General features: G+C 66.5%; 24 protein-coding genes and 1 tRNA gene. 8 read left to right on the top strand and 17 right to left on the bottom strand.

Annotated elements, in window-relative coordinates:
* Positions 1 to 95: 95 nt before the first annotated feature.
* A complete protein-coding gene (locus FHT98_RS07265; protein WP_248309162.1) occupies positions 96 to 854 on the top strand; it encodes a response regulator in 759 nt (252 codons plus the stop codon).
* The gene (locus tag FHT98_RS07260; protein WP_142113358.1) at positions 851 to 2278 is read left to right on the top strand and encodes an ATP-binding protein; all 1428 of its coding nucleotides are present in this window, start codon (positions 851 to 853) and stop codon (positions 2276 to 2278) included. Before FHT98_RS07265 ends, FHT98_RS07260 begins: the two co-directional genes overlap by 4 nt.
* Positions 2279 to 2353: 75 nt before the next feature.
* On the opposite strand, the gene FHT98_RS07255 is transcribed toward FHT98_RS07260, so the two are convergent.
* Positions 2354 to 2438: transfer RNA gene (locus FHT98_RS07255), tRNA-Leu, on the bottom strand.
* A 197-nt stretch (positions 2439 to 2635) separates the two neighbouring features.
* Here FHT98_RS07255 and FHT98_RS07250 point away from each other — a divergent pair.
* From FHT98_RS07250 to purU, 3 genes are all read left to right on the top strand, one after another.
* Positions 2636 to 3247 (top strand): YqaA family protein, encoded by a 612-nt coding sequence (locus FHT98_RS07250; protein WP_061970185.1) that lies wholly within the window; start codon positions 2636 to 2638, stop codon positions 3245 to 3247.
* Between the two features lie 9 nt (positions 3248 to 3256).
* Complete coding sequence (locus FHT98_RS07245) at positions 3257 to 3805, top strand: disulfide bond formation protein B (protein WP_142113356.1); 549 nt, start codon at positions 3257 to 3259, stop codon at positions 3803 to 3805.
* Positions 3806 to 4013: 208 nt separating this feature from the next.
* On the top strand, positions 4014 to 4898 hold the full coding sequence (gene purU, locus FHT98_RS07240) for a formyltetrahydrofolate deformylase (protein ID WP_091857134.1): 885 nt from the start codon (positions 4014 to 4016) through the stop codon (positions 4896 to 4898).
* Between the two features lie 251 nt (positions 4899 to 5149).
* Here the strand turns inward: purU and FHT98_RS07235 are convergent, their stop codons facing one another.
* Positions 5150 to 5707 (bottom strand): HNH endonuclease, encoded by a 558-nt coding sequence (locus FHT98_RS07235; protein ID WP_061970322.1) that lies wholly within the window; start codon positions 5705 to 5707, stop codon positions 5150 to 5152.
* Positions 5708 to 5902: 195 nt separating this feature from the next.
* Between FHT98_RS07235 and FHT98_RS07230 the strand changes: the two genes are divergently transcribed.
* A complete protein-coding gene (locus tag FHT98_RS07230) occupies positions 5903 to 6436 on the top strand; it encodes a DUF3060 domain-containing protein (RefSeq protein ID WP_142113354.1) in 534 nt (177 codons plus the stop codon).
* 30 nt (positions 6437 to 6466) lie between these two features.
* Here FHT98_RS07230 and FHT98_RS07225 read toward each other — a convergent pair whose 3' ends face one another.
* The 15 genes from FHT98_RS07225 to FHT98_RS07155 all read right to left on the bottom strand — a co-directional run bounded on the left by FHT98_RS07225 (position 6467) and on the right by FHT98_RS07155 (position 22102).
* Positions 6467 to 7351, bottom strand: a complete 885-nt coding sequence (locus tag FHT98_RS07225; protein ID WP_061970178.1) for a 3-hydroxybutyryl-CoA dehydrogenase — start codon at positions 7349 to 7351, stop codon at positions 6467 to 6469.
* Between the two features lie 83 nt (positions 7352 to 7434).
* Complete coding sequence (locus tag FHT98_RS07220) at positions 7435 to 8379, bottom strand: electron transfer flavoprotein subunit alpha/FixB family protein (protein ID WP_142113352.1); 945 nt, start codon at positions 8377 to 8379, stop codon at positions 7435 to 7437.
* Positions 8379 to 9125: an electron transfer flavoprotein subunit beta/FixA family protein gene (locus tag FHT98_RS07215; RefSeq protein WP_142113350.1), complete on the bottom strand. Its 747-nt coding sequence runs from the start codon at positions 9123 to 9125 to the stop codon at positions 8379 to 8381. Before FHT98_RS07215 ends, FHT98_RS07220 begins: the two co-directional genes overlap by 1 nt.
* A 164-nt stretch (positions 9126 to 9289) precedes the next feature.
* On the bottom strand, positions 9290 to 9988 hold the full coding sequence (locus tag FHT98_RS07210) for a rhomboid family intramembrane serine protease (RefSeq protein WP_061970172.1): 699 nt from the start codon (positions 9986 to 9988) through the stop codon (positions 9290 to 9292).
* Positions 9989 to 9994: 6 nt separating this feature from the next.
* Positions 9995 to 10576: a cob(I)yrinic acid a,c-diamide adenosyltransferase gene (locus tag FHT98_RS07205; protein WP_142113348.1), complete on the bottom strand. Its 582-nt coding sequence runs from the start codon at positions 10574 to 10576 to the stop codon at positions 9995 to 9997.
* Between the two features lie 60 nt (positions 10577 to 10636).
* Entirely contained in the window at positions 10637 to 11233 is a 597-nt protein-coding gene (locus FHT98_RS07200) for an acyloxyacyl hydrolase (protein ID WP_185745091.1), read from the bottom strand.
* A gap of 156 nt (positions 11234 to 11389) precedes the next feature.
* Positions 11390 to 11578: a twin transmembrane helix small protein gene (locus FHT98_RS07195; RefSeq protein WP_061970166.1), complete on the bottom strand. Its 189-nt coding sequence runs from the start codon at positions 11576 to 11578 to the stop codon at positions 11390 to 11392.
* Positions 11579 to 11650: 72 nt separating this feature from the next.
* The gene (locus tag FHT98_RS07190) at positions 11651 to 12931 is read right to left on the bottom strand and encodes a glycosyltransferase family protein (RefSeq protein ID WP_061970165.1); all 1281 of its coding nucleotides are present in this window, start codon (positions 12929 to 12931) and stop codon (positions 11651 to 11653) included.
* A 164-nt stretch (positions 12932 to 13095) separates the two neighbouring features.
* Positions 13096 to 13869: a polysaccharide deacetylase family protein gene (locus FHT98_RS07185; RefSeq protein WP_142113344.1), complete on the bottom strand. Its 774-nt coding sequence runs from the start codon at positions 13867 to 13869 to the stop codon at positions 13096 to 13098.
* The gene (locus FHT98_RS07180; protein WP_142113342.1) at positions 13866 to 15005 is read right to left on the bottom strand and encodes a glycosyltransferase family 4 protein; all 1140 of its coding nucleotides are present in this window, start codon (positions 15003 to 15005) and stop codon (positions 13866 to 13868) included. The genes FHT98_RS07185 and FHT98_RS07180 overlap by 4 nt, the downstream gene beginning before the upstream one ends.
* A gap of 26 nt (positions 15006 to 15031) precedes the next feature.
* Positions 15032 to 16219: an ABC transporter permease gene (locus FHT98_RS07175; RefSeq protein ID WP_248309161.1), complete on the bottom strand. Its 1188-nt coding sequence runs from the start codon at positions 16217 to 16219 to the stop codon at positions 15032 to 15034.
* Positions 16216 to 17214 (bottom strand): ABC transporter permease, encoded by a 999-nt coding sequence (locus FHT98_RS07170; protein WP_061970320.1) that lies wholly within the window; start codon positions 17212 to 17214, stop codon positions 16216 to 16218. The genes FHT98_RS07175 and FHT98_RS07170 overlap by 4 nt, the downstream gene beginning before the upstream one ends.
* A 6-nt stretch (positions 17215 to 17220) precedes the next feature.
* Positions 17221 to 19176, bottom strand: a complete 1956-nt coding sequence (locus tag FHT98_RS07165) for an ABC transporter substrate-binding protein (protein ID WP_142113340.1) — start codon at positions 19174 to 19176, stop codon at positions 17221 to 17223.
* Entirely contained in the window at positions 19173 to 21050 is a 1878-nt protein-coding gene (locus tag FHT98_RS07160) for an ABC transporter ATP-binding protein (RefSeq protein WP_061970156.1), read from the bottom strand. The genes FHT98_RS07165 and FHT98_RS07160 overlap by 4 nt, the downstream gene beginning before the upstream one ends.
* A 26-nt stretch (positions 21051 to 21076) precedes the next feature.
* On the bottom strand, positions 21077 to 22102 hold the full coding sequence (locus FHT98_RS07155) for a polysaccharide lyase family 20 protein (RefSeq protein ID WP_142113338.1): 1026 nt from the start codon (positions 22100 to 22102) through the stop codon (positions 21077 to 21079).
* A gap of 184 nt (positions 22103 to 22286) precedes the next feature.
* Here FHT98_RS07155 and FHT98_RS07150 point away from each other — a divergent pair, with 184 nt between their 5' ends.
* Positions 22287 to 25043 (top strand): ABC transporter ATP-binding protein/permease, encoded by a 2757-nt coding sequence (locus tag FHT98_RS07150; RefSeq protein ID WP_061970154.1) that lies wholly within the window; start codon positions 22287 to 22289, stop codon positions 25041 to 25043.
* Positions 25040 to 25489: a Crp/Fnr family transcriptional regulator gene (locus tag FHT98_RS07145; protein WP_061970152.1), complete on the top strand. Its 450-nt coding sequence runs from the start codon at positions 25040 to 25042 to the stop codon at positions 25487 to 25489. The genes FHT98_RS07150 and FHT98_RS07145 overlap by 4 nt, the downstream gene beginning before the upstream one ends.
* The last annotated feature ends 16 nt before the right edge of the window (positions 25490 to 25505 follow it).

The raw sequence follows: 25505 nt of genomic DNA, 5'->3' as shown, positions 1-25505 counted from the left end.
GCCGAGCCACGGGCGCGCTATGGTCGGTTCGCATAGAGGAGAGCCGGCGCTCGCACGGCAGGGTGATGACAGGGAACGCAGAACACGAGACGGAGTTGGCACCGGCCGCGCCGACCAACGACGATCACGGCCATATCCTGGTGGTGGATGACGATCCGCAGATCAGGCTCCTGGTCGCGCGCTTCCTGCAGCGTCACGGTTATCAGGTGACCGGCGCACCGGACGGCCGCGCCATGATGGAGGCGCTGGCACACAGCGCCATCGACCTCATCGTGCTCGACCTGATGCTGCCCGGCCGCTCGGGCGTCGAGCTCTGCCGCGACGTGCGCGCGACCTCGCATGTCCCGATCGTGATGCTGACCGCGCGCAGCGAGGAGAGCGATCGCATCACCGGCCTCGAAGGCGGGGCGGACGACTATGTCACCAAGCCGTTCAGCCCGCGCGAATTGCTGGCGCGCATCCGGGCCTTGCTGCGCCGGGCGCGGGCGGGGCAGGGCGCACCCGCCTCGCAGGCGAACGCGCTCGTCACTTTCGACGGCTGGCGCATGGACCTGCGGCGCCGGGAGCTGCAATCGCCGGCCGGGACCTTGATCGACCTCTCGACCGGCGAGTTCGACCTGCTCCTCGCCTTCGTCGAGCATGCCAATCGCGTGCTCTCGCGTGAGGCGCTGATGCAGTTCGCCAAGGCGCGGATGAGCGACGATCCGTTCGATCGGACGATCGACGTCCAGATCAGCCGCCTGCGCCGCAAGCTCGAGGCCGATGCCAGCGGCAGTCAACTGATCAAGACGGTGCGGGGCGCGGGCTACCTGTTCGCCTCGACGATCGGGTATCACGAAGGACAGAGCGCTTGACGAGGCTGCTTGGACGATTCTGGCCCGACACGGTGGCAAGCCGCGCGATCCTGATCCTGTTCGCGGCGCTGCTCGCCTTCCATCTGCTCGGCTACTGGGCCTTCCGCGTCGGTGTGGAAAGCTTCGCCTCGGCCGGGCGGGATGGCAGCCTCGCCGAGCGCATCGTCTCGATCAAGCGCGCCATCGCCAGCATTTCCGACGGGGCGGAGCGCGACCGCGTCGCGCATGATCTGTCGAGCGCGAGCCTCGAAGTGCATTGGAGCAAAGTCAGCCTCGTCCTCGGGACCGTGCCGGCGACCGAGCGGACGCGCCTGATGGAAGCGCACTTGCAGCAATTCGCGCCCGATCTCGCAGCCGAGTCCTTCCGCGTCGGACTGGCCGATGACGGGGGCACGGCAACCGGCAGCACCGAAGCCGACCGGCACCTGATGCTGGTCTCGATCCGGCTCGACGACGGCAGCTGGGTCAATTTCTCGTCGTCCGCGCTCGGTGCCGCGCAGCATCTCGACTGGAACCTGACCGCGATCATGATCTGCTTCGCCGTCGGGATCGTCGTGGTCGCGCTGCTGCTGCTGCGCTGGGCGACACGGCCGCTACGCGACCTCGCGCTGGCGGCGGAGCGCTTCAGCCTCGACCAGGTGCCGCAGCCCTTGCCGGAGGGCGGCCCAGCCGAGGTCCGCCGTGCCGCGCGCGCCTTCAACACCATGCGCGAGCGCATCCAGCGTCTCGTCACTGAGCGCATGCAGGCGATGGCCGCGGTGTCGCACGATCTGCGCACGCCGATCACCCGCCTCCGTTTGCGCTCCGAATTGCTCGACGACGACGCGACGCGGCGCCTGATCGATGCCGATCTCGGCGAGATGGAGGAGATGATCGATTCGACGCTGGACTATCTGCGCGCCGGCGTGTCGAACGAGGCTCTCCGGCCGATCGATCTCGCCTCGGTCGTCGAGACCATCGTCGACGAGCATCTCGACCAGGGGCATAGCGTCAGCCTGTCGGGGCTGAACGCGGCGCCGATTCTCGGGCGTCTCCTGCCGCTGAAGCGGGCGTTCTCGAACGTCATCGGCAATGCGGTCAAATACGGGGCATCGGCCACGATCAGCATTGCCGAGGCGGGGAGCCATGTCGTGATCACGGTCGAAGACGAGGGGCCGGGGATCCCGGCGGCCGACAGGGAGCGCGTCTTCCTTCCCTTCGTGCGGCTGGAAGAATCGCGGGGGCGCGAAACCGGGGGCTCCGGGCTGGGCCTCACCATCGCCCAGGCCGTCGTCAGGTCGCATGAAGGGAGCGTGGTGCTGGAGAACCGGGTGGAAGGCGGCCTTCGCGTCACGGTCTCGTTGCCCAGGCTCGATCATCCGACCCGGGACCGTTCCAGTCGGCCCGATGCGCTCATCAAAAATGGGCAAATCGTCCGTGGCTGAGACAATTATTCTGGAATGGCCCACCGCCGACGCACGCTCGGGACAACGACGCCGGATTGCCTGAAAGCAGGCCTTTGGTGCCCCTGGCCGGGATCGAACCAGCACTCCTTGCGGAACTCGATTTTGAGTCGAGCGCGTCTACCAATTCCGCCACAGGGGCCCTTGCAGGCGGGCGGACTATAGCGATCGACCGATGCCGGTCAATCGGCGGAAGCGTCATTCCCGCAGGTTTCGTCGGATGATCTTCGGGGCGTTTCATCGTCGAGGCGGCATTGCCGAGGCGATGGCTCGACAAGCGATCGCCTCGGCTTATGGAAGCCGTTGCGTCACCGGCTGCCTCATGCTCTAGAGCGCGCCATGCTCAAGCGCCTCTATGAATGGACGATGTCGCTCGCCGCCCGGCCGCGGGCAGAGCTCTGGCTGGCGGCCGTCGCCTTCGTCGAAAGCTCCTTCTTCCTGATCCCCGCGGATGTCCTGTTCGTGCCGATGGCGCTCGCCCGGCCGCAGCGGGCCTATCGGCTGGCCTTCATCGCGACGCTGTTCTCGGTGCTCGGCGGCATCGCCGGTTATGCGATCGGCTATTACGCCTTCGAGGCGCTGGCGAAGCCGGTCCTGGCCTTCTATGGCAAGCTCGGCGCCTTCGAGACACTCAAGGCCTGTGCCGGGCCGGATACGACACTGATCCTGCTGACGACCTCCGGCCTTGCCCATCTGCCCCCGATCAAGGTGGTGACGATCCTGGCCGGTGCCGTCCATATCGGGCTGACCTTTTTCGTCATCTCCTGCGTGCTGGCGCGCGGCGCGCGCTTTTTCGCACTCGCCTTCCTGCTGCGGCGCTACGGCGACACCATCCGCCACTTCATCGAACGTCGCCTGAAAGTGATCGCCGTTGCCGGCGCTGCCGTGCTGATCCTGCTTTATTTCGGCCTCAAGCTCGTCGCAGGGTCCGGCCAGCTTCTCTCCTGCTGAGCCCCCGCCATGACCGCCTCCCCAGCCGCCGCTGCTTCGAGCCGCCTGCCGAACTCGCGACAACTGATCGCCCTCATCGGCATCGTGAGCCTGGCGCTGATCGCAGGAGCCTGGTTCTTCGAGCTCGCCCTGCATTTGAGGCCCTGCAAGCTCTGCCTCGAGCAGCGCATGCCGCATTACGCCGCCATCGGGCTGGCGCTTGCCGGGCTGGTTCTGGCGCGCTCGCCGCGCCTGCAATGGCTCGTCCTGCTCGGGCTGGCCGGGCTGATGGCGTGGAGCACGGGGCTCGGCATCTATCATGCCGGCGTCGAATGGGGCTGGTTCATGGGGCCGAACGACTGCGGCGGCGCGGCCGCGGCTGCGACCGGCATGCAGGATTTCATGAAGCAGTTGCAGACGACGCGCATCGTCGCCTGCTCGGAGGCAGCCTGGCGCTTCCTCGGGCTGTCGCTCGCCGGCTGGAATGCGTTGGCATCGGCCGGGCTCTTCCTGCTCGCGGTGCTCGGGCTGCTGCGCGGGCGGACGGCTGTCACGCATCCGGGAACCGGGCTCGTTTAGCCACTCTAGCGGTCGCCTCCTGGTTCGATCGGCGCCGGGCTCCTCATCGCCCCGGCTTCTGGGGGTTGGCGTCCCGGACAGAGCCCGTGCGGTTCAATCGCGAAGACGACGACCATGGTGAGATTGCACGCGGCTGTTGGCAGCCATAGATTTTCGCGAGAAGGCGGATCTGACCCCTTAAGAACCCGCAACCGGATTGGTCCGTTCGATGAACAAGCACATCCTGACTGTTACCTGCGTATCGAGAAGAGGGGTCGTTGCCGCAATCGCGGGCTATCTGGCCGGCATGGGTTGCAATATCTCGGACAGCGCGCAGTTCGACGATAGCGACACGGGCCGCTTCTTCATGAGGGTCGGCTTCGTCAGCGAGGAAGCGAAGCCACTATCGGCGATCGCGGAAGGCTTCGCAGATGTCGCCAGGCCCTTCGACATGACGTTCGACTTCCGCGACGAGAGCGAAAAGGCGAAGGTCGTCCTGATGGTCTCGCGCTTCGGGCACTGCCTGAACGACCTGCTCTACAGGTGGCGGATCGGTGCGCTGCCGATCGATATCGTCGCGGTGATCTCAAACCACATGGACTATCAAAAGGTCGTCGTGAACCACGACATTCCGTTCCATTGCATCAGGGTGACCAAGGAGAACAAGACGGCTGCGGAGGCGCGCCAGATGGAGATCATCAATGAGAGCGGCGCCGAGCTCGTCGTGCTCGCGCGATACATGCAGGTCCTGTCCGATGAAATGTGCAGGCAGATGTCGGGGCGGATCATCAATATCCACCACTCGTTCCTTCCAAGCTTCAAGGGAGCGAACCCCTACAAGCAGGCCTTCGAGCGTGGTGTGAAACTGATCGGCGCCACGTCCCACTATGTTACGGCCGATCTCGACGAAGGGCCGATCATCGAGCAGGACATCGTGCGCGTGACGCATGCGCAGAGTCCGGAGGATTACGTGAGTTTGGGAAGGGATGTCGAGAGCCAGGTGTTGGCCCGGGCGATCCATGCCCATATTCACCGCCGCGTCTTCCTGAATGACGGGAAGACCGTGGTGTTTCCTGCCTCGCCGGGGTCGTACGCCTCCGAGCGGATGGGGTGACCCCAACCATTCGGCCGAAGCCGCTGCGGAACGGCAGCACGCCGCTCGCAGCCGTTCTTCGTGTGGGCACGCTGGTTCTACGTAAAAACACGCTGTCATTCCGGGTGAAGCCCGAATGGCGGTGTGTTTCGTGGGAATGAAGCGAGCGCTTGAAGCAATTCCGCAACTCTTCGAATCGCGGAATTGCTCCAGGTCCTTGTCTTATCGGATTTTCTTCACGCGAGCCGGTGCCACTTCGCTCGAAAATGCTCTCAGGGCTCCAGTTCCGAATCCCAGTAGAGGTAATCGAGCCAGCTTTCGTGCAGGTAATTCGGCGGGAAGAGCTTACCGTTGCGGTGGAGGTCGTTGACCGTCGGCGCAAAGGGCTTCTGGGCCGGGAACATCTCGACTGCGGCCGGCATCTTGTCGCCCTTGCGCAGGTTGCAGGGCGAGCAGGCGGCGACGACGTTTTCCCAGGTGGTCAGGCCGCCCTTCGAGCGCGGGACGACATGGTCGAAGGTCAATTCGTCGCGCGTATTGCAATATTGGCAGGCGAAGCGGTCGCGCAGGAAGACGTTGAAGCGGGTGAAGGCCGGGGTCCGCGAGGGCTTGATATAGCTCTTGAGCGAGACCACCGAGGGCAGCCGCATGTCGAAGCTCGGGCTGCGGACGACGGTGTCGTATTCGGAGACGATGTTGACGCGGTCCATGAAGACCGCCTTGATCGCGTCCTGCCAGCTCCACAGCGACAGGGGATAGTAGCTGAGCGGCCGGAAATCGGCGTTCAGCACCAAAGCCGGACAGCCGTCCGGCGATGCCATCGGATGCATCACATGCGCCGTCAAACCCGTCGCACCTCCGCTTCATCGAGCGAGACGAATCCCGCCCAAGGATCAATGTAAGCGCGAGACGACAGGAATGTGAAGGAACTTATTGCGCCTGCGTTGCGGCGCCCGGCATGAGGTGCGGCACATAATCGCCCGACTTCGCCGGTAGTCGCCGGACAGGCTCTGTGGAGCCGATTCGTGGACGAAACACCGGAGGGTCCGCCCGTGAAGGCCAAGCTTGCCGCGTTCCTTGCCCTGATGATCCTGATTGCGCCGGCTTCCGCCGCGGAGATCCGGGTCGAAGGCGCGCAGATGTCGCGCGATTTCGCCTGCGAGGACGGGCAGGATGTCTCGATCTCCGGCGCCGGACACAAGGTCGTGCTCACCGGCCGCTGCGGTGCGGTGAACGTGCACGGCGCGGATCACATCGTGTCGTTCGAGACGGCCCGGGAGATCGCCGTCAGCGGCATCGCCAATACGGTCGAGGGCGGCACGACCGGGGGGCTCGTCGTCGAAACGGCCAAGAATAAGGTCAAGGCGACCGTGAAGGCGGCGGAGACGGCGAAGATCGACGTCTCGGGCGCCGATCAGAAGCTCGAGTTGACGCTTGCGGGCCCCACACAGATCGAGGTGCAGGGCGCCAAGAACGCTGTCGAATGGCGCGCCGAGGCCGGGATCAAGGCGCCATCGGTTTCGGCCGGGGGCGTCGAGAATCGGATCAGCCGCCGCTGAGGCGGCGGCTGCGAAGCAGAATCGATCCGCTCAGCGGGTCGGGACGGGCTTCTCGCCGCGATAGTCGTAGAAGCCGCGCTTGGTCTTGCGGCCGAGCCAGCCGGCCTCGACATATTTCACCAGCAGCGGGCAGGGGCGGTATTTCGAGTCGGCCAGCCCGTCATGGAGCACCTGCATCACCGAAAGGCAGGTATCGAGGCCGATGAAATCGGCGAGCTGGAGCGGGCCCATCGGGTGGTTGGCGCCGAGCCGCATGGCGGTGTCGATCGCGTCGACCGAGCCGACACCCTCATAGAGCGTGTAGACGGCCTCGTTGATCATCGGCAGCAGGATGCGGTTGACGATGAAGGCCGGGAAATCCTCGGAGACCGAGACGGTCTTGTGCAGGCTGCCGACGAGGTTCTTGGCGCGCTCGAAAGTGCCGTCATCGGTAGCGATGCCGCGGATCAGCTCGACGAGCTGCATCAGCGGCACCGGGTTCATGAAATGGATGCCGATGAAGTGCTCGGGGCGATCGGTCGCGGCGGCGAGGCGCGTGATCGAGATCGAGGAGGTGTTGGAGGCCAGGATCGCGTCCGGGCGCAGATGCGGGCAGACCGCCGTGAAGATCTTGCGCTTGACCTCCTCGTTCTCGGTCGCGGCCTCGATCACGAGGTCGCAATCGCCGAGATCGGCGAGGCCGACGGCGGGCTGGATGCGGGCGATCGCGGCGCGGCGCTCATCCTCCGCCAGCGCACCCTTCGAGACCTGCCGGGCCATGTTGCCGTCGATCGTGGCGAGCGCGGCGTTGATGCGCTCCTCGGCGATGTCGTGCAGCTTGATGTCGAAGCCGGCGGCCGCCGCGACATGGGCGATGCCGTTGCCCATCTGGCCCGCCCCGATAATGCCGATCGTCTTGATCGCGTGGTCCGACATGGTTTGATCCCGGATGAAACGTTCAGGCTCCCGCAGGAGCGGAACGGGCCGCCCTGAGGCGGCCCGGAAGGGTGGTGCCGGCCTTACTTGCCGGCTTTGGCGAGCTCGGCGTCGAGCTCGGGCAGGATCGTGAAGAGATCGCCGACGAGGCCGTAATCGGCGATCTGGAAGATCGGGGCTTCCTCGTCCTTGTTGATGGCGACGATGACCTTCGAGTCCTTCATGCCGGCGAGATGCTGGATCGCGCCGGAAATGCCGACCGCGATATAGAGCTCGGGCGCGACCACCTTGCCGGTCTGGCCGACCTGCCAGTCGTTCGGGGCGTAGCCGGCATCGACCGCGGCGCGCGAGGCGCCCATCGCGGCACCGAGCTTGTCGGCGACGGGCTCGATCACCTTGCCGAAATTCTCGGCCGAGGCCAGCGCGCGGCCGCCCGAGATGATGATCTTGGCCGAGGCCAGCTCCGGACGGTCGGACTTGGCGACTTCCTCGCCCTTGAACGAGGAGTTGCCGGGGTTCTCGGCCGCCGAGACGCTCTCGACCGCGGCCGAGCCGCCTTCGCCCGCCGCCGCGAAGGAAGCGGTGCGGATGGTCAAAAGCTTCTTGGCGTCGGTCGACTGCACCGTCTGGATCGCGTTGCCGGCATAGACCGGGCGCTCGAAGGTGTCGGGCGAGACGATGCCGCTGACATCAGAGACCTGCATCACGTCGAGCAGGGCGGCGACGCGCGGCAGCACGTTCTTGCCGGTGGTGGTCGAGGGCGCAACGATGGCGTCGTAACCGTCCGCGAGCTTGACGATCAGCGCCGCGAGCGGCTCGGCCAGCGCATGGCCGTAAGCCGCGTCATCGGCGAGCAGCACCTTCTCGACGCCGGCGAGCTTGGCAGCGGCATCGGCCGCGCCCTTCGAACCCTGACCCGCGACGAGGATATGGACGGGGCCGCCGAGCTTGGCAGCAGCGGTCAGCGCCTTGGCGGTGGCGTCCTTGACGGAGGCGTTGTCGTGTTCGGCGATCAGCAGCGTGGTCATCAGATCACCCCGGCGGTCTTGAGCTTGGAGACGAGTTCGGCGGCATTGGCCACCTTGACGCCGGCGGAGCGGCCAGCGGGCTCGACCGTCTTCAGAACCTTGAGGCGCGGCGCGACATCGACGCCGAGCGTCTCGGCCGAGGTCTCGTCGAGCGGCTTCTTCTTCGCCTTCATGATGTTGGGCAGCGAGGCATAGCGCGGCTCGTTGAGGCGCAGATCGGTGGTGACGATCGCCGGGAGCTTGAGCGTGACCGTCTGCAGGCCGCCATCGACCTCGCGGGTGACGTCGACGCTGTCGGTGCCAAGCTCGACCTTGGACGCAAACGTGCCCTGGCCCCAGCCGAGGAGGGCTGCGAGCATCTGGCCGGTCTGGTTGCAATCGTCGTCGATCGCCTGCTTGCCGAGGATGACGAGACCGGGGCCTTCCTGCTCGACCACCTTCTTCAGGAGCTTGGCGACGGCGAGCGGCTCGACGATGCCGTCGACCTTCACGAGGATGCCGCGGTCGGCGCCCATGGCGAGGCCGGTGCGGATCGTCTCGGCCGCCTGCGCCGGGCCGATCGAGACCACGATCACCTCGGTCGCCTTGCCGGCTTCCTTCAGGCGCAGCGCCTCCTCGACGGCGATCTCGTCGAACGGGTTCATCGACATCTTCACATTGGCGAGCTCGACGCCCGAACCGTCCGCTTTCACGCGGATCTTCACGTTGTAGTCAACCACCCGCTTGACGGGCACCAAGATCTTCATCGCCAGATCACCGTTCAGAAGAGATGAGCCTCGCACCGCACTGCACCTGACGGCAGGATAGCGGCATCGCGGCCCTCGGCTGGAATGCGCTGGGACCGTAGCGACGCCCGTTTGCGCTTGTCAACGCCCGTCCAGGCACGGCTCGGGGGCAAAACAGCGCGGCTTCAGCCACGGGCGGGCTTGCGCCCGAACAGCGCGATGCTGCGGTGCACGAAGAGCGGGGTCAGGGCGGCGCCCGTCGCCAGCCCGCCAAGGTGCGCCCACCAGCCGACATTGCCGTCGGCACCGAGCAGGGCGGCGGCGGCCTGCAGCAGGACCCAGCCGCCGAGCGCGTAGAGCGCGGGGATGTGGATCGGAATCCAGTTGAAGGCGAGCCCCCAGATCCGGACCTGCGGATAGATCATCAGATAGGAGGCGATGACGCCGGAGATGGCGCCGGAGGCGCCGATCAGGGGCTGCTCCGATCCGGGATACATCCCGGCATGGAAGAGGGAGCCGCCGAGCCCGCAGAGGAAGAAGAAGGCGAGGAAGCGCAGATGCCCCATCGCATCCTCGACATTGTCGCCGAAGACCCAGAGGAACAGCATGTTGCCGACGAGATGGGCGACATTGGCGTGCAGCAGCACATTGGTGAACAGGGTCGCCCAGGCCGGGACATGGGCAAGGCCTTCGGGCAATTGCGCCGTGCCGAACAGCACCGAGGGAATCATGCCGAAACCGGCCATGATCGCGAGCTCCGCTTCCTGGCTCGGCCAGAGCTGCAAGGCGATCTGCAGGGCGATGCAGGCGCCGATCAGCCCGTAGGTGATATAGGGCGTGCGCATGAAGCGCAGCGGTACACCGTCATGCAGAGGGACGAACATGGTGGCTCAGCGGTTCTGGCCGGGCACCCAGAGCACGTCGCCGGCTGCCTTGGCATTGAGGTAGCGGGAGGCGACGAACAGGAAGTCCGAGAGGCGGTTGATGTATTTCAGCGCGGGCGCGGCAACCGTCTCGCCTTCGGTCGCGGCAAGCTCGGTCATCAGGCGCTCGGCCCTTCGGCTGACGGTACGGGCGAGATGGAGATGGGTTGCGGCCGGGGTTCCGCCGGGCAGGACGAAGGAGCGCAAGGGAGCGAGATCGGCGTTCAGTTCGTCGATCTCGGCCTCGATCCGGTCGACCTGGGCCTGGACGATGCGCAGCGGCTCGAAGGCCAGGGGCTTGTCGGTCTCGGGTGTCGAGAGGTCGGCGCCGAGATCGAAGAGGTCGTTGCTGATGCGGCCGAGCATGGCGTCGACCAGGGCGTCTTCCGTCGCCGCATGGAGGCGGGCGAGGCCCACACAGGCATTGGTCTCGTCGACGGTGCCATAGGCGGCGACGCGCAGGTCGGATTTCGGCCGGCGCGGGCCGCTCGTCAGTCCGGTCGTGCCGTTGTCGCCGGTGCGCGTGTAGATGCGGTTGAGCTTGACCATGCCATGCTTATAGCGTGGCTGCGGCGGGACGGAAGCGCGTTTGCGGCGTAGCCGGGGGCCTCAGAAGGTGTAGCCGAGCCGCGCGCCGATATTGGCCGGGCCGCGGCTGCCGGTGCCGGGCTTGTCGGAGCAGCCGGCGGTGCTGAAATGCTCGAGCGTGGTCACGAGGCTCCAGCGATCCGTCAGCCGGAAGCCGAGGGCAGCAGCCTCGCGCGTGCCGGTATTGCAGCCGAGCGCGAGGCGATTCTCGGGGACGACCAGCCCGGTCTTGCCGTCGTTCAAGGCGGCACCGAGGCTCGCCTCGACGAAGATGTCGCGGGTCACGTCGAAGGTCCAGGTCGCCCCGGCATAGGCATAGCGCGTACCGTTGAGGTTGACGCTCGCGCCGATGTTGAAGCGGGGGATGAAGGTCGCCGCGATGCGATCGCTCAGGGGGAGGAGACGTGGCGACAGGAGGTCGGTGCTGAGGTTCGGCAGGCCGCTCTCCCGGCCACCGGGATTGGCAAGGCCGGCGCCGATGCGGGCTTCCCAGGCAGGGATGGGCGCTTCGGTGGCGGGGGCGTAGCTGGAGACAGAGCCGGAGAGGGACCGGGTCTGCGCGGAAGCAGCAGAGGCGGCCAGGCAAACGGCAAGTGACAGCAACGCGACGCGGACCATGGGCCTTCGGCAATTGAACGTGTGAGCAGGCGTTAGTGAAGCACACATACTCGTGTTCGGAATGTGGCGAGGCCCGGATATTCAGGCTCTCGTCCACAGCGGGTTAAGAGATTCAATTCAATTATTTCAAAGGCTTGCGCGCAGTGACGCAGGCGTTCAGCCGTTGCGCCACCACAAGACGATGACGATCAGCACGATGGCGACGAACTGCAGGACGACCCGCAGCCGCATCAACCGCTGCGAGGTATTGGCGCTGCCGCCGCGCAGCATGTTGATGAGCCCGAGCAGGAGCACGATGGCGACGGCGCCGACCGCGACGGACACGAGAGTGTTCGAAAACGTCATGGGGATTGGCTTAGGACCATGCGAGGAACTTGACCAGCGCCATCATGCGGCTGACGTGGCCTGAGCCGTGGGTCAGCTCGTCGCAGCCGTCTGCGCCAGGGCGCGGCTGCGGACGGGTAGGGAAAGATCGCCGGCAAGCGCGCGGCTGATCGCGGGCAGGCCGTCGAGAAGATCGGGCATGAAGGCCTGTGACGGGGGCGGGCGCTGCGGCAGCGCATGGAGCGCGGCGGCCATCACGCGCGGATCGCGCTCGCCCTCGCCGGTCTGGGAGGGGTCGTAGAGGACGTCGACCAGCTTGAGCTCGTCGGCGCGGCCGGCCCGGATCGCCTGTTCGAGGCGCGGACGGACGCGGGGCACGATCAGGGCCGGCTTGTCGAAGGAGAGGATCTCGCAGAAGGTGTTGTAGCCGCCCATGGCGACGACGCAGTGGGCCCGGTTCATCAGCAGTTCCAGCCGCGGCTCGAAGCCGAGGCCTTCGAGCTTGGGATTGCGGGCGATGCGCTCCGCGAATTCCTTGCGCTTCTCCCGCGACATGAACGGTCCGAAGACGATGAGGGCGGGCAGCGCGATCGTCGGATCGGCCTCATAGGCCGAGATCACCCAGTCGATGACGCCGGCGCCGTCGCCGCCGCCGCCCGGCGTGACCAGGATGAAGGGTTGCTTGGTGATGCGCGGGTAGCGGTTCGGCGGCATCGGGCTCGGCACCGCGCGCTTGAGATAGCCCAAGTAACGGAGCTTGTCGGCGAAGCGGTGCTGGCCCGGCAGGCCGGTCAGGGGCTGGTAGACGTTCTCCAGCCCGTAGACGAAGATGTCGTCATAGACGGTGTCGAGCGCTTCCAGCGCGCCGTTGCGGCTCCATTCCTCCAGGACGGCGGCGGGCTCGTCGAGCACGTCGCGCAGGCCGAGCACGATGCGTGCGCCGCGCCGGCGCAGGATGTCGAGCGAGGGCTTCAGTTCGCCGCGCAGGCCGACCGGCTCCTTGTCGACGATGACGACGTCGGGATCGAAGGACAGGACCGTCTGCTTGATGATGTCGGCCCGCAAACGGATCGTATCGCCGAGGTCGAGATTGAGATGGTGCGGCTCGTAGCTGCCGTCGCTCTGCTTCTCGACACCGGGAATGCGGACATAATCGACGCCGTCGCCGAACTGGAAGCTCGAGATGACGGACGAGCCGGAGACGATGATCACCGAGATATGCGGAAAGCTCGCGATCAACGCATTGGCGATGGCGCGGCAGCGGCGGATATGGCCAAGCCCGAAGGTGTCGTGGCTGTAGATCAGGACGCGTGGCGCATGGGGGCTGCGCGGCGCACGTTCGGCACCGGCGAGATCGACGACGTTTGAAGGCATCGGAACGTCGCCCCCCGGAAAGGCCAGACGACCTCTTGGCGAGGACGAACGCAGTTGGAACTATGGAGTGATTATAACCGGTCGTTGGGGACGATCCAAGCCCATCGGAACTAGACGTGGGTTATGGGTTTGGGAGGCCAAAGGCCCGCCCCGATACCGCTTCGCTAGCCGATCCCGGGCCGCGCGATAAGCCGGGTGGGATCGATCATGCTGACTGCCGGATGGGCGGTGGCTGCGCTCAGGATATCGGTGAGGGCGGACCAGGCCGTTTCATCATGGTCGCGATGGTGCAGCAACACCCCCAGATCGATGTCACCGACCTCGCCTTGCCGTCTCGCGGTCAGCATGGCGACGAGCTCTTCGAGGATACCGGTGGCCGGGCGTCCGACGCGGCCGCCATGCCAGTCCATGACGTCGACATGGGTGTTGAGCAGGCGCGGCCCACCGTCCGACCCCAGGCGATAGCCGCGGAAGCAGGAGAGCCCGGCGAAGCCGAGCGCTTCCAGACGCGCAGCATGGTTTTGAGCGATGCGATTCCAGGGTGGCACGAAGACCGGCAGGACGGCGTCGTCGAGGAGGTCGCGCAGGCGCTGGCGGCCCTGTGCGATGTCGGCATCGACATCAGTTGCGGAGCGCTCCGCACCGAATTCCGATTTTTTGCCGCCGGAAGGGGCGTGATTATGGTGGATGGCGCCATGCTGGCAGGGCCGCAGCAGCGGCATGCCGCGCAGCGCCGATGCCAGTGCAGGCTCGGCCAGCAACGGAATGACCGCGAGCAGGATCGGTGCCGCGAAGCGCTCGGCCAGATCCGAAAGGCGGTCAAGCGCCGGGCTCGGTGCCACGGCATCATCATCGCGCAGCCAGAGACCGATCTTTCGGCCCGCATTGCTCCATTGGTCGAGCTCCAGGGCGAGCGCCTGCCAATCCAAGGCATTCATGGCGTGACTTTCCCAGGAGGCGATTTCAGCTTGGCGCGGCGGTTCCGGATCGCGAGCGCCAGACCTTCCGCCAGCCTTTCGGCAGCGCGTGCCGGCGTGCGTTCGGCAAGGATGAAGCGGCGCGCGGCAGCCCCCATGGCTTCGCGCTGCGCTCCGTCGCGCAGTAGGCTGATCAGGGCAACGGCCAGGGCTTCCTCGTTAAATTCGGGGGCGAGCAGGGCAGTCTCGCCGGCCAAGACCGTCTCGCCGACGCCGCCGCTGTCGAAGGCGACGACTGGCAATCCTGCCGCCTGGGCCTCGAGATAGACCAGCCCATAAGCCTCGCCGATGCCGGGCCAGACGAAGATGTCGTGCCGGGCGAGCTCGGCCTGCGCGGTCTCGCGGTCGAGCTGGCCGTGCCAGGTGATGCGGCGAGCGGGGAGGCCGGCAAAGGCGGCTTCGACCTCGGCACGGCGGGGCCCGTCGCCGATGATGCTCAGCGTCCAGTCTTCGCCCCGGCAGCGGTCGAGAATGCGGGCGAGGGTGAGGTAGCTCTGCAGCTTGGCGCCCTCTCGCATCATCGCAATGGTGACGAGGCGTGGCGGGCCCGACGAAATGGCGGGCCCGGGCTGCTCGAGAGGGGTCGCGACGAAGGGGGGCAGTGCGAGCAGGGACGTACCCGCGTTCCGCCAGGGTTCGAGCCCCTGCCGGTCGCGGTCGGTGAAGTAGAAATGGACGTCGCCGGCGGCCAGCCCCTGCCGGACAGCCGCCGTATGCGCGGCCCATTCGCCGGTGGTGCGCCGGGCGGAATCGCTCGATTCGGCGGTGACATAAGGGATGTCGAGCGCTGTCGCGATATCCGGCCCGAGGAGGTCCGGCGAGCGATAGTAGTTGTGATAGGTGAACCAGAGATCGGGGCGTGGCCGGCCGGCTTGGTATCCGGCGAGCAGGGCATCGCGCAGGCGGGCCGCGTCGGTGACGACGCTGATAAAGCGCGCCGGGTCCGGTTCGCGAAAATAGGTCTTCGGCGCTGCGACAGGCTCGACGAGATGGCCGAGGCTTTCGAGCGCGGCGACGAGCTGGCGGGCCATGCGGCGGTCGCCGGAGACGCCGCCGTCACCGACCGGATTGAGCGGGGTGTGGAACGCGATGCGCAAGATCGTCTTCGAGGTCGGTGATGCTGTCAGCGATAGGGGTCGGCCGCGTCGCGCAGGCCGTCGCCGAGGAAGTTGAAGGCGAGGATGATCACGATCACGGGCACGACCGGATAGAGCAGCCAGGGATAGAGCGCCACCACATTGATGTTCTGGGCCTCGTTGAGCATCACGCCCCAGCTCGTGATCGGCGGCCTGAGGCCGAGGCCGAGGAAGGAGAGGGCGGTTTCGCCGAGGATGGTCTTCGGGATCGTGATCGTCGCCGAGGCGATGAGATGGCTCATGAAGCCGGGCACCAGATGGAGCGCGATGATGCGGCGCGGCTTCGCGCCCATGAGCTGGGCGGCGACGACATAATCCTCCTCGCGCAGCGAGAGCAGCTTCGAGCGCACCGAGCGGGCAAGCCCGGTCCAGTCCATCAGGCCGAGGATCACCGTGATGCCGAAATAGACCAGCAGCGGGCTCCAGGTCGGCGGCAGGATCGAGGCCAGCGCCAGCCAGAGCGGGATATGCGGCAGCGACTGCACGATCTCGATGATGCGCTGGACGACCAGATCGATCCGGCCGCCATAATAGCCGGCGATGCCGCCGATGATGACGCCGAGCACGAAGGAGACGGAGACGCCGAGCAGGCCGATCGAGAGCGAGATGCGCCCGCCATAGAGGATGCGCGAGAGCATGTCGCGGCCGAGCCGGTCGGAGCCGAGCAGGAAGAAGGTGCCGCCCTCAGGCGCGCAGACGAGGTGCCGGTTGCCGGGGATCAGCCCCCAGAAATCGTAGTCGTCGCCTTTGCAGAAGAAGCGCAGCTTCTGCGGGCGCGTCCTGTCGACCTCGTATTCGCGCTTCAAATTCTCCATGTTGAGGCGCATCGCATAGGGGTAGACGAAGGGGCCGATGAAGCTGCCTTCGTGGAAGAGATGGATGCTCTGGCTGGGCGCCCGGATGAAGTCGGTGTTGCGCGTCGTGTAGTGATAGGGCGCGAGGAACTCGGCGAAGGCCGCCATGGCGTAGATCACGAAGATCACCACGGCGGAGATGACCGCGAGCTTGTGCTTGCGGAACTTCCACCACATCAATTGCCATTGCGAGGCGAGGTAGACCCGCTCCTGCTCCGGCGTCATCGCCTCGGTGGCATAGGGTTCGAACGGCGCCGTCGAGACCTCGTGCGGCAGGGCCGCGCCGTCCGGCGGAAGATGGTTGAGCGTCGTCGCCTTCACTTGGTCGCGGCTCCCTGGAGGCGGATGCGCGGATCCAGGATGGCGAGCGCGATATCCGAGATCAGCACGCCGATCACGGTCAGGAAGGAGAGGAACATCAGGAAGGAGCCGGCGAGATACATGTCCTGGCTCTGCAGGGCGCGGATCAGGAGGGGGCCGGTGGTCTGCAGCGAGAGCACGATCGCGACGACCTCGGCGCCCGAGACGATCGAGGGCAGGATGTCGCCGATATCCGAGATGAAGAAGTTGAGCGACATCCGTAAGGGGTATTTCCGCAGCGCCTTGCCGGGCGGCAGTCCCTTGGCGCGGGCGGTGACGTAATACTGCTTCTGCAACTCGTCGAGCAGGTTGGCGCGCAGCGCCCGGATCATGCCGGCAGTGCCGCCGGCGCCGATGATGATGACGGGAATCCAGAGGTGCTCGAGCACCGATTTGAGCTTGGCCCAGCTCATCGGCTGGTTGAGATAGGCGGGATCGACGAGGCCGCCGATCGAGGTGCCGAACCAGATATTGGCGAAATACATGAAGACCAGCGCCAGCAGGAAATGCGGCACGGCAAGCCCGACGAGGCCGAGGAAGGTGAGGCCGTAATCGCCCCAGCTGTACTGGTGCGTCGCCGAGTAGATGCCGATCGGGAAGGCGACGATCCAGGTGAAGATGATGGTGGCGAAGGACACGATCATGGTCAGCAGCAGGCGGTCGCCGACGATCTCGCGCACCGGGCGCTGGTACTCGAAGGAATAGCCCATGTCGCCCTGGATCAGACCGGCGACCCAGCGGACGTAACGTTCCAGCGGGGGCTTGTCGAAACCATACTCCTTCTTGAGGAACTCGATGCGGCTCATGTCCGCCTTCTCGCCCTGGGCCTGCATCTCGGCGGCGAGCGTCTCGAAATAATCGCCTTCAGGCAGGTTGATGACGGTGAAGATCAGCGCGCTGGTGACGATCAGCGTCGGGATCATGAGCAGGATGCGCTTGAGGATGTAGCGGATCAGCACGCGTCAGGCCTTGGTCTCGGCTCGGTCGAACCAGAAGGTGTCGGGCATGTAGCGGCCGATGAAGGCACCGGGCTCGAAGCTGTAGAGGCCTTCCTCGGGCACGTTGCGCAGGTCCCTGGAGACGACGATCGGCTGCAGCGTGCTGTTGACCACGCCGATGCTGAAGAGCTGCTCGGCATTGATCGCCAGCATCTTGTGCCAGATGGCGCGGCGCTGGTCGCGGGTCGCGCTGACGCGCCATTCCTCGTAGAGCCGCACGAGCTCGTTGACCTCCGCCAGGGCCGGCCGTTCGCCTTCGCGGCCGCTGTTCTCGACGAACTGGCCCCAGCGCGGCCACTGGAACTGAGCGGAGGAGGTCGGCGCCAAGGCATCCGGCTCCATGTCCGAGGTAACCAGTGCATTGTCCATGCCGGCCCAGGCCGACATCACCGTCTGGCCGGCGAGGATGCGGCGGCGGAAGACGTCGCGCTGGGTCGAGCGGGGATAGATCTTCATGCCGACATCGAAGAAATCCTGCTTGAGCAGGTCGAGGATGTCGGTCTCCTCGGTGTTCTCCCCGGCGGTCTCGATGGTGAACTCCAGCCGGCGCCCGTCCGGCAGCAGGCGGATGCCGTCGTCGTCGCGTTTGGTCAGGCCGATCTCGTCGAGCAGGCGGTTGGCGAGCGCGGGGTCGTGCTGCGTCCAGAGCGCGGCGAGCTTGGCGTCGTAGAGCGGGCTTTCGGGCAGGGCGGTGTTGCCGCTCTCGCGGGCCAGCCCGAAGAAGATGACCTTGTTGACGTCCTTGCGGTTGATCGCGACCGAGATCGCCCGGCGATAGCGGACATCGCGGTTGAGGTCGCGCCAGACCGGATCGATGGCGTTCAGGTTGGGGAGCAGGGCGAAATAGGCGCCTTCCGCCCGCTTCCACAGCCTGACGTCGAAATTCATCCGCTTCGAGGCTTCCTTCAGGAAGGTGTAGTTGTCGAAGCGGATATAGCGGGCCTGGAGGTCGGACTCGCCGGCCGCGGCCTTGGCCGGGATGAGCGAGCTTGTGCCGATCGTCAGCGTCACCTGGTCGGTATAGGGGAGCTGGCGACCGTTCCTGTCGATGCGGTGGAAATAGGGATTGCGCTCGAAGACGAACTGCTCGGCCGGCAGGGGCGTGGTATTGCGCCAGGGCTCCAGCGTCGGCAGCTTCGGGTTCTCCGGCCGGTACATGCGCGAGAGCCGCTCGTGCAGCGCGCCCCAGTCGCGGACATGGTGCTCCTTCACCCGCTTGGCCAGTTCGTGCTTCGGGGCGTGGCGCTCGTGGAACTGCTTGAGATAGCCGGAGGCCATGAAGATGTAGGTCGGCTGCGCGCCCGCCAGCGCCGGCAGGAAGATCGGGTTCGGCGTCTTCCAGCTGTAGCGGACTTCCGTCTCGCTCAGGATCTCGAAGCGCGGCGGTTCATTGGCCGAGAACAGGGCCTGGGGCGGGCCGCCCGGCGAAAGCCGCTTGTTGTTGGCGATATCCTCCCACCAGTAGCGGAAATCCTCGGTGGTGAAGGGCGAGCCATCCGACCAGCGATGGCCCTGGCGCAGCTTGAGCGTGAAGATGCGGCCATCCTCGACCTCGCAGCTCTCGAGCAGGTCCGGCACAAGCTCCAGATCGTCGTCATAGACCATCAGGCGGGTGTAGCCGTAGAGCGTCATCATGCGGATGTCGCGCTGGTCGCCCATCAGCATGCGGATATTGCCGCCATGGCGGCCGGGCTGCCGGCCGAGTGTCGCCAGATCGATGATGCGTGGATTGGCCGGCAGGCGCGCAGCGACCGGTGGCAGGGTGCCGGCGGCGACCTGGTCCGCGAAGAACGGGCTGTCGATCGCAGTGCCCGAGAACGGCGCGGCCTGCGCGCGGCGCGGCAGGGCGGCTCCCGCGAGAGCGGCGGAGCCGAGTAGCAATGCAGTGCGGCGGGTCGGGTGCGGGGCACGGCGCGTCATGGCACCAGCTCCCGCATATCGGCATTGGGCCGCGCGAGTACGAAATGGCCGTCGCCGAGCGGCAGATGCGTCAGGGTGCCCTCGTCGGGCCCTGCCTTGAAGGCCTTGTCCCAATGGCTGTCGTCGGAGGCGCCGCCGGGCGCGGCCAGCTTGAAGTCGAGCCTGCGGTCGAGATCGGCGAAGGGCACGGAGCGCAGCAGCGCCCTCGTGTAAGGATGGGCGGGGCGGTCGAAGAGCGCGTGGCGCGGCGCCAGCTCGACGATCCGGCCATTGGCCATCACCGCGATCCGGTCCGCCATGTAGTTCACCACGGCGAGATTATGCGAGATGAACAGGAAGGTCAGGCCGCGCTCGGCCTGCAGGTCCTTGAGTAGGTTGAGGATTTGCGCCTGCACGGAGACGTCGAGCGCTGAGACCGGTTCGTCGCAGATGATCAGGTCCGGGTCGAGCGCGAGGGCGCGGGCAATGCCGATGCGCTGGCGCTGACCGCCGGAGAAGGAATGCGGATAGCGGTTGAGGAACCGCATATCGAGCCCGACATCCTGCATCAGGGTCCGCACCCGTTCGTCCTGCCCGGCCTGATCGCCGCGGCCATGGATGACCAGCGGCTCGCGCAGGATGTTCATCACGGTCATGCGCGGTGACAGCGACGAGACCGGGTCCTGGAAGATCATCTGGACGCGCGGGCGGAACTTGCGGAGGTCCTCGCCCTCTAGGCCGAGCACGTCGACCCGCTCGCGCCCATCGTCGAAGATCACTTCGCCGGAATCGGGCGTGACGGCGCGCATGATGATCTTGCTGACCGTGGTCTTGCCGCAGCCGCTCTCGCCGACGAGGCCGAGGCATTCGCCACGCCTGATGTCGAAGCCGACATCGTTGACGGCCTTGACGCTGGTCTGGTTGCCCTTGCCGAAGAAGCTGCGCGAGCCCGTGACATAGGTCTTGTGCAGGCCGCGGACGCTGAGGAGGGGGGCGGCGTCTGCCGCGGGTTTCGGTGGCGGCGCGGCGACGGCCGGGCGCGGGCGGGCTTCCCTGAGGGCGACCAGCCGCTCGCCGTCCTGCATGTCGAAATGCGGGGAGGCGTCGAGCAGGGCCCTGAGATAGGGGTGGCGGGGGCGGCGGAAGATATCCTCGACCGTGCCGCGCTCCATGATCTCGCCGTGGAAGATCACCACCACCTCGTCGGCCATGTTGGCGACGACGCCGAGATCATGGGTGATGAGCAGGATCGCCATGCCCATCTCGGCCTGGAGATCGCGCATCAGGTCGAGCACCTGGGCCTGGATGGTGACGTCGAGCGCGGTCGTCGGCTCGTCGGCGATCAGCAGGGCCGGCTGGCAGATCAGCGCCATGGCGAGCATGGCGCGCTGGCGCAGCCCGCCCGAGAGCTCGAAGGAATAGAGGCCGAAGGCGCGCTTCGGGTTCTTGAAGCCGACACGCTTCAGCATCGCTTCGATCAGTTCGCGCGCCTCAGGCTTCGGCATCGGTCGGTGCAGGAGCAGCGCCTCCTCGATCTGGTTGCCGATGGTATGGACCGGCGAGAGCGAGGACATCGGCTCCTGGAATATCATGCCGATCCGCCCGCCGCGCAGCGCCCGGATGCCCTTGCCTTCGGCGGGCAGCGTCGCGATGTCGACGACGGTCTCGGGGGCCTGCGGGTCGCGGAACAGGATCTCGCCGCCGGTGATCCCGCCGGCGCGTGGCAGGAGACCCATGATGGCCTGGGAGATCACCGATTTGCCGGAGCCGGATTCGCCGACGAGCGCGACGGTCTTGCCCGCGGGGACGCGCAGGCTGACGCCCTTCACGACGTCACGGGCCAGGCCGTGGATCGTGAAGCCGATACGCAGGTCGCTGATGCGCAGGATGTCCATAGTCCGAAACGATGTGCCCCTGGGGCCTAGGGCCCTTCACCTTTCCTGACGTCACTAGACGTCGAAAGCGGCAGCTTGCCAATCGCTTTCGACGCTTGCGGTTCCGGCGGGCATTGCCCGATGCGGATGACATCGCTGCAACGGGGCCCGCGCCGGAAATCGTCGTAGCTGATGCTCCAGGGCAGGGGCGCCGGGGCGCGGTAGGGACCCATCTTGAAATACTGGTTGTCGTCGAGCCCCGGACCGCTGTGCCCGATATGCCCGGTGACGGTCGCGATATGGACGCCGTCGGCGAGGATTTCGATATGGCCGTCGCCATCGGGGCCGGGCTGGGAGCGGACGACGAAATCGATCCAGCCCTGCTGCGCCGAGGGCAGGTCGGCATGGTGCTTGACCCGGATTCCGGGTGCGCAGGCATTGAAATAGCTCGGGTAGTTCTCCGTGGTCGTGCCGCTTTCCATGGCGACGAGCGCACGGGTCTGCTGCGCTTCGGTGCGGCTGATCACGAGGGCCTCGCCCGGCAGGCAACCCTCGGGGCGCTCGCTGCCGCCGATCGGATAGGACGGAATCAGGTCGGTCTCGACGGTGATGCCGAGGCGGCCACGATAGAGCCGCAGCGCCAGGAAGGGCGAGTAGTCGCCGACGGCCTCGGGCAGGATCTCGCGCTTCCACTGGGCGATCACATATCTGCGATCGTCCTGGGCGAGGGGATCGTTGAGGCGCAGCGCGAAGCCGTACCAGACCGTGCTGTGGAAGGGGACGAGCACCTCGGGACGCTCCCAGATCTCGGCCCGCTCGCTGCATCCCACCGCATGCGGCAGGCAGGACGGCGTCGCGATCACGGTCACGGCGCCGGCGCCGCTATAGGGCGCGGCACCATCGAAAATCACGCGGCCGGAGCGCTGCTCGGGATTGTCCTTGTAGAATAGCCCGCCTTCAGGGGCGAAACCGCCCTGTTCGAAGCCGTCGTGCAGGATGCGCTGGGCGGGGCCGGCTCGGGCCGAGACGGCGAATAGGCCGACGAGACCGATCGCGGCCGCGCAGCACAGCATTCCCGACGCAACTGTCCTTTTCACGCTACCCCCGATGATGGATGCCGCCTTCGCTCTGCAATGCCGGCATGGCCACAGCGTGGCGCGCATTGCACTCGGCCGCAACCTCACCACATATGGTCGCTTCGGGCCCGCCGGACCCGGTCGGGACCGCGCTGCGAGCGCTTCGGTACAGGGTTGCCCTTTGGAGTCCAATCTCTTCCGTTACATCTGGCAGAAGAGCCGGGCCGAGCAGATCGTCGTCCTGCTGATCATCCTTGTCTCGATCCCGTTCAACTGGGCCTCCTTCGACGTGCCCAAACGCATCGTCAACGATGCGATCCAGGGCGGCGCCTTCAAGGACGGCAAGACCACCGCGACGCTGATGGACTTCACCCTGCACCTGCCGTCCTGGCTGGGTGGGGCGAGCTACAGGCTGTCGGAGGGCATCCAGGTCGGCCAGTATGGCCTGCTCGTCGGCCTCAGCACCTATTTCCTGCTGCTGGTCCTGATCAACGGCGCCTTCAAATACGTCATCAATGTGCGCAAGGGCATCCTCGGCGAGCGCATGCTCAGGCGCATGCGCTACGACCTGTTCAGCCAGCTGATGCGCTTCCGACCGGAGGAGATCCGCGCGGTCAAGCCGGCCGAGATCGCCAGCATGATCAAGGACGAGGTCGAACCCGTCGGCGGCTTCGTCGGCGATGCCTTCATCCAGCCGGTCTTCCTGCTCAGCCAGGCGCTGACGGCGCTGATCTTCATCATGGCGCAGAGCTTCTGGCTGGGCTCGATCGCGCTGCTGATCGTGCTGGTACAGGCGATCATCATCCCGATCCTGCGGCGCGAGCAGCTCAGGCTCGGCCGCGAGCGCCAGATCGCCTCGCGCCAGCTCGCAGGCCGCATCGGCGAGATCGTCGATGCCGGGCCGATGATCCAGGGCCATGGCGCGACGGCCTATGTCCAGTCCGACATCGCCGGGCGGCTCGGGCGGCTCTTCGACATCCGCTATGCGCTCTACAAGCGGAAATTCGCGGTCAAGTTCCTCAACAACCTGCTGGCCCAGATCACGCCCTTCTTCTTCTACTCGATCGGCGGCTTCTTCGCCCTGCAGGGGCGGCTCGATATCGGCCAGCTGGTCGCGGTGATCGCCGCCTATCGCGACCTGCCGCCGCCGATCAAGGAGCTGATCGACTGGGACCAGCAGCGCAACGACGTGACGATCAAGTACGATCAGGTGATCTCGCAGTTCAACAGCGACGAGACGCTCGTCCTCGACGAGGAGGACGGCGTCGCGGCCCTGCCGGAAAAGGGCGAGATCCGGCTCGAATCCGTGCAGATGCTGGACAATCGCGGCCAGCCGCTGCTGACGCCGCTCTCGTTCAGCCTGGCGCGGCCGGGCCTGGTGGCGGTTATCGGCCCGCCGGGCGGCGGCAAGGACGTGCTCGGCCGAATCCTCGGCCGGCAGGCGACGAGCTATACCGGCCGCGTGCTGATCGACGGCGAACCGCTGGCGGGGATGTCGGTCGAGCGGGCGAGCCACATCATCGGCTATTCCGGCGACGAACCCGAGCTCATCGCCGGCTCGATGCGCGACAACATCCTGCTGCCGCTGCGGCGCCGGCGCCCGGACCTCAAGGCCGGCGGCGCGGTCTCCGCACCGGAGCATCACCGCTTCGTCGAGGCGATCCGCTCGGGCAATTCGCCCTTCCCGTTCGAGGCGGACTGGACCGACTATGCCGGGGTCGGCGTCACCGACACCGCCGAACTCGCGGCGCGCATCCACGAATTGCTCGACGTCTTCGGCTGCACGCAGGAGGTCTACGAGCTCGGGCTCGGTGGCAAGGTGATGCGCCCGGTCAGCGAGCAGGCGATCGAGCGCATCATCGCGGCCCGACGCGTGGTCGCGGCCGAGCTGACACGGATCAAGCAGGGCGACCTGATCGAGCCCTTCGTGCTCGACCGCTACAACCGCAACGCCCCGATCGTCGAAAACCTGATCTTCGGCACGCGGACCAGCACGCGCTTCGACAGCACGACCCTGCTGTTCGAGCCCTATGCCCAGTCGATCCTGAAGGCGGAGGCGCTGGTCGAGCCGCTGGCCGAGATGGGCGCGCGCATCGTCGCGACGGTGGTCGAAATCTTCGCCGGCCTGCCGCAGGGCCATGCGCTGTTCGAGCGTTACTCCTTCGGCGCGAATTTCGAGTTCGAGCGCCTGAACGAGCTCGCAGCGCTGCTGGCCAAGCACGACATGCGCAACCCGCTCGACCAGGAGACCGAGCGCGATCTCGTCGCGCTGGCGCTCGGCTATATCGAGCCCAAGCACAGGCTGAACCTGATCGATGCGCGCCTCGAGCGCCGCATCCTGCGGGCGCGGGAAAGCTTCCGCAAGCATCTGCCGGCGGATGCGGTCGAGGATGTCGATTTCTACGATCCCGACAAGGTGATGGTCGGCGCCAGCGTGCGCGACAACCTGATGTTCGGGCGCATCGGCTACGGCGTGCCCGATGCCGCCCGCAAGGTCGGCGAGATCGTGCTGCAGGCGCTCGCCCGCTCGGGGCTGGGCGAGGCGCTCTACCGGCTCGGCCTCGATACCGAGAGCGGCATCCGCGGGCGTTTCCTGCCGGTCCGGCTGCGACAGGCCGTGCCGCTGGTCCAGGCGCTGGTCAAGGCGCCGCAGATCGCGGTGCTCGACATATCCTCTCTGCTCGCGATTTCGGACGAGCCGCGGGAGATCGTCGCCCGGCTGCACAGCTATTGCGCGGGCATGACGCTGTTTCTTCTGGTCGGAGATGCTAACCTTGCGGGAGAGGTCCCGCTGCGGGTGCTGTTCCACGGAGCGACGGGCACGGTCGAGGCGCCGGGCAGGCCCGATGCGGCCAATGATCGGGCGTCGCGCCTCGAAAGTACCGGGCGCGAGGACACTGGGCGCGAGAACACTGGGCGAATGGAGGCGCGATCATGAGTCTGGAAACCGATATCGGCTGCCTGCGTTGCCTGCCGCTGTTCCAGGACATGCCGGCATCGCGGCTCAAGCTCGTCGCGCTGATGGGCGAGCGGCTGCAATTCGAGCCCGGTGCTGTCCTGATCAGCCCGCAGGAGAAGCTCGAGGGCGTCTACGTGATCCTGGAAGGCGAGGTCGAAATCCTGCAACCAAGCGAGAGCGGCGAGGAGCGGCGCTTCGTCAAGGACACCGGCAGCATCACCGGCGACGTGTCCCTGCTCAGCGGCCAGCCCTTCATCGCCACCATCAGCGCGAAGTCGCGGGTCCTGGCGCTGCGGATTCCGAAGGACCTGTTCTTCGAACTGCTCCAGACGGTGCCGGAATTCAGCCTCGCTGTCTGCCGGGATCTGGCCGGCCGGGTCCACAGGCTTGCCTCCGTCCTGCTGCGCGAGCACGAAACCGTTTGACGAGGTCCATCATCGC

This window comes from Allobosea sp. AK1 (assembly GCF_006714945.1).
Lineage (GTDB): Bacteria > Pseudomonadota > Alphaproteobacteria > Rhizobiales > Beijerinckiaceae > Allobosea > Allobosea robiniae.
The sequence above is the reverse complement of the archived record's forward strand: the minus strand, read 5'-3'. Positions and strand labels throughout refer to the sequence as shown.